This window comes from Streptomyces sp. CO7 (assembly GCF_053474865.1).
Map to the genome: position 1 here is coordinate 1 of NZ_JBRIOU010000211.1, position 2,419 is coordinate 2,419.

Here is a 2,419-nt window from a genome sequence, read left to right on the forward strand (position 1 = left end):
CTACCCCACAGGTGTGCGCCCGCTTTTCCACGCCCCAGCGTGAATTTCGGCCCCCTCCCGACGCCGCTCCAGCGACACGCGGGGCACGCCGGGATAGGGGGCGTGGGACATGACCTGGGTCAACGCGGCCAGGAACCGGTGCGGGGCGTCACGGAGGTGGGCCGGGGTGACCGGGAGGACGCACAGGCCTGCCGCCGCGATGCGCGCATGCCGGGCGGTGGTCCGCTGGAAGTCCGCACCGAGTTGATGGTGACGCACGGAATCGATCTCCAGCACCACACCGTGCTCGGGCCAGTACGCGTCCGGGCGGCAGAGCCACTCGCCGTCCAGGAAGAGGTCCTGGTTCCACAACGGGTCGGGGAGGCCGCTGCGGGCGATCAGGCGACGTGCCCACCCCTCGGCCACGGAATGCGCACCGGCCGTGAGGTCCGCGAGCACGGCGGCGAGTTCCCCGGTCACGGGCACCCGACGGGTCCGGAACGCCTCCCGCAGCGCCGCCGCGCCGACCCGATGCCGCTGCACGGCCTCGTACAGGCAGCCCGGCCGCAGGGTGCCGGCGCACGCGTCGGCGACGGCCCACGGCAGCGGGACGCACGGAAAGCCGGCTACGAACGTCGGGCGGGGCGGAAGCCGCCGGGTGCGCGCCACCTGCACGAACGAAACCGAGCGGCGCTTCGACGGTGACGGCAGGAGGACGTGCAGCGTCCCCTTCGACGACAGGGACGACAGCGACGACAGGGACGGCGCGTCGCGGAAGCCGTGCAGCGCCAGCACGGCCAGCGAGGTGAGCCGTGCACCGGGGCCCGCGTAACACAACGCGGCGTGGAACTTCTGCCGCCAGGTCAGCGGTCCGTTGTGCAGCACGAACACCCGCGGCAGTGGTTCCTGCCAGTGATTCCGGCGACGGTGGTCGACAGCGCTTCGGGTGACTCCGGCCGCCAGCAACTCCTCGAGCGTGACGACCTGTTCCCGCCCCAGCCGCCGGACATCCACATCCGCCTTCGCATTCGACTTCGCCTTCGCCTTCGCATTCACCCGCGCAAGGTACGCCCGCAGGACTCCTCTCCGCCGGGCCTGTGGACAACCCGTCGGCCCGTGCCCCTCACGCCAGGTCAGTCCGGTACAGGTATGAGATCGGGGTGAGGTCCGGCTGGTCTATCCGCCAGGGCGAGGTGCAGTGGAGCACACCTCCTTGCGCCGTGACCTCCGCGCCGGAGCGGTCCAGCCGTATCGAGTGCACTATCACCAGCGCGTTGCGGGGAGCGAACTCACGCTGGGCATCGACCTCGGCCCGGGTGAGCACGACGGCCTGGCCGAGCGATGTGGTGCCCTTGACCTCGACGTGCAGTTCCTCGATGTGCGGTTCCGCGCCGTGCGCGGCCTCGTCGCCCCTGGTCAGGTGCAGGTCGTACGGCCGGTTGGCGCCGACGTCCGCCACTTTCCAGCCTTGCGCCTCGAAGTGCTCCGTGGCCTTGCCGACGCTGTGCCGCTCGATCAGCTGCCGTTCGACCGCCGACAGCAGGAACCCCTGCCCGCCGCGGGTGGCCGCCGCCGGCCGGGGCCGCGGCTCGGAGATGCTCCGCCCGGCCGCCCGGTTCGCGGACACCTCCGCGTCCAGCACCTCGGGGACGGGGTCGCCGGGTATGTAGGTCGCCGTGGTCTCCGCCGCGTAGATCCGGCGCAGCAGCCCGGCCATGAACAGCAGGTCGTCGACGAAGGCGTTCGCGTCGGGGAGCGCGTCGCGGCGGTACTCGAGGGCGACGACGGTGCCGAGCTCGTAGGCGCGGCCCAGTTTCTTCCCACCCGGGAGGTGGATGCGTCGCAGCAGCCCTGCCCGGCCCTCCGCAGCCTCCGCGATGTGCGGGTACGCCCAGTCCACTCTGGCGGCGAGCGCCTCGGCGCCACGGGACCGCAGCTCCCTTCCGGTCCAGAAGGTCGTCCCCTGCATCAGCGTGAGGTAGGCCCGTTCCCCACCCGCGGCGAACAGCAGGACCACGTACCAGCCGTCCATGGCGCTCGGTGACATCTCGACGTCGCTCACCCGGACCCACGGCACGACGCTCTTGCGCCCCACCCCGTCGGCGCCCTCGATCAGCACCCGCTCGACGGGTATGTCCAGCGCTCCGGCCATCGCCGCGCGATGCGCTTCGAGGGCGCCGGGGATCTCCCTCTTCACGATCCGGCCGCGGCGCTCCATCTCCGGAGTCACCTGCCAGGTGTAGGCGCGTTGCAGGTCCATCACTTGGGCGAGGAAGCCGTTCATCACCGCAGGCTAACGGCGCATACCCTCAATTGAGCTGTGCTGCGCGGACTTTGACGGCACGGCACGTGAGGCGCGTCCCCTGCGCGGTTCGCGGTGAGGTTGGGCACCGGTCGACCTGGCGGACCGGGGTGGGCCGGGCGGCGCCCGCCCCCCCCC

At 71.9% G+C, this 2,419-nt stretch carries 2 protein-coding genes; both read right to left on the reverse strand.

Annotation, left to right across the window (positions count from 1 at the left end; translation table 11 throughout):
* A complete protein-coding gene (locus tag ACOV8S_RS32745; protein WP_448322277.1) occupies positions 1-1,035 on the reverse strand; it encodes a hypothetical protein in 1,035 nt (344 codons plus the stop codon).
* A 67-nt stretch (positions 1,036-1,102) separates the two neighbouring features.
* Positions 1,103-2,263 (reverse strand): MrcB family domain-containing protein, encoded by a 1,161-nt coding sequence (locus tag ACOV8S_RS32750; RefSeq protein WP_448322279.1) that lies wholly within the window; start codon positions 2,261-2,263, stop codon positions 1,103-1,105.
* Between the last annotated feature and the right edge of the window lie 156 nt (positions 2,264-2,419).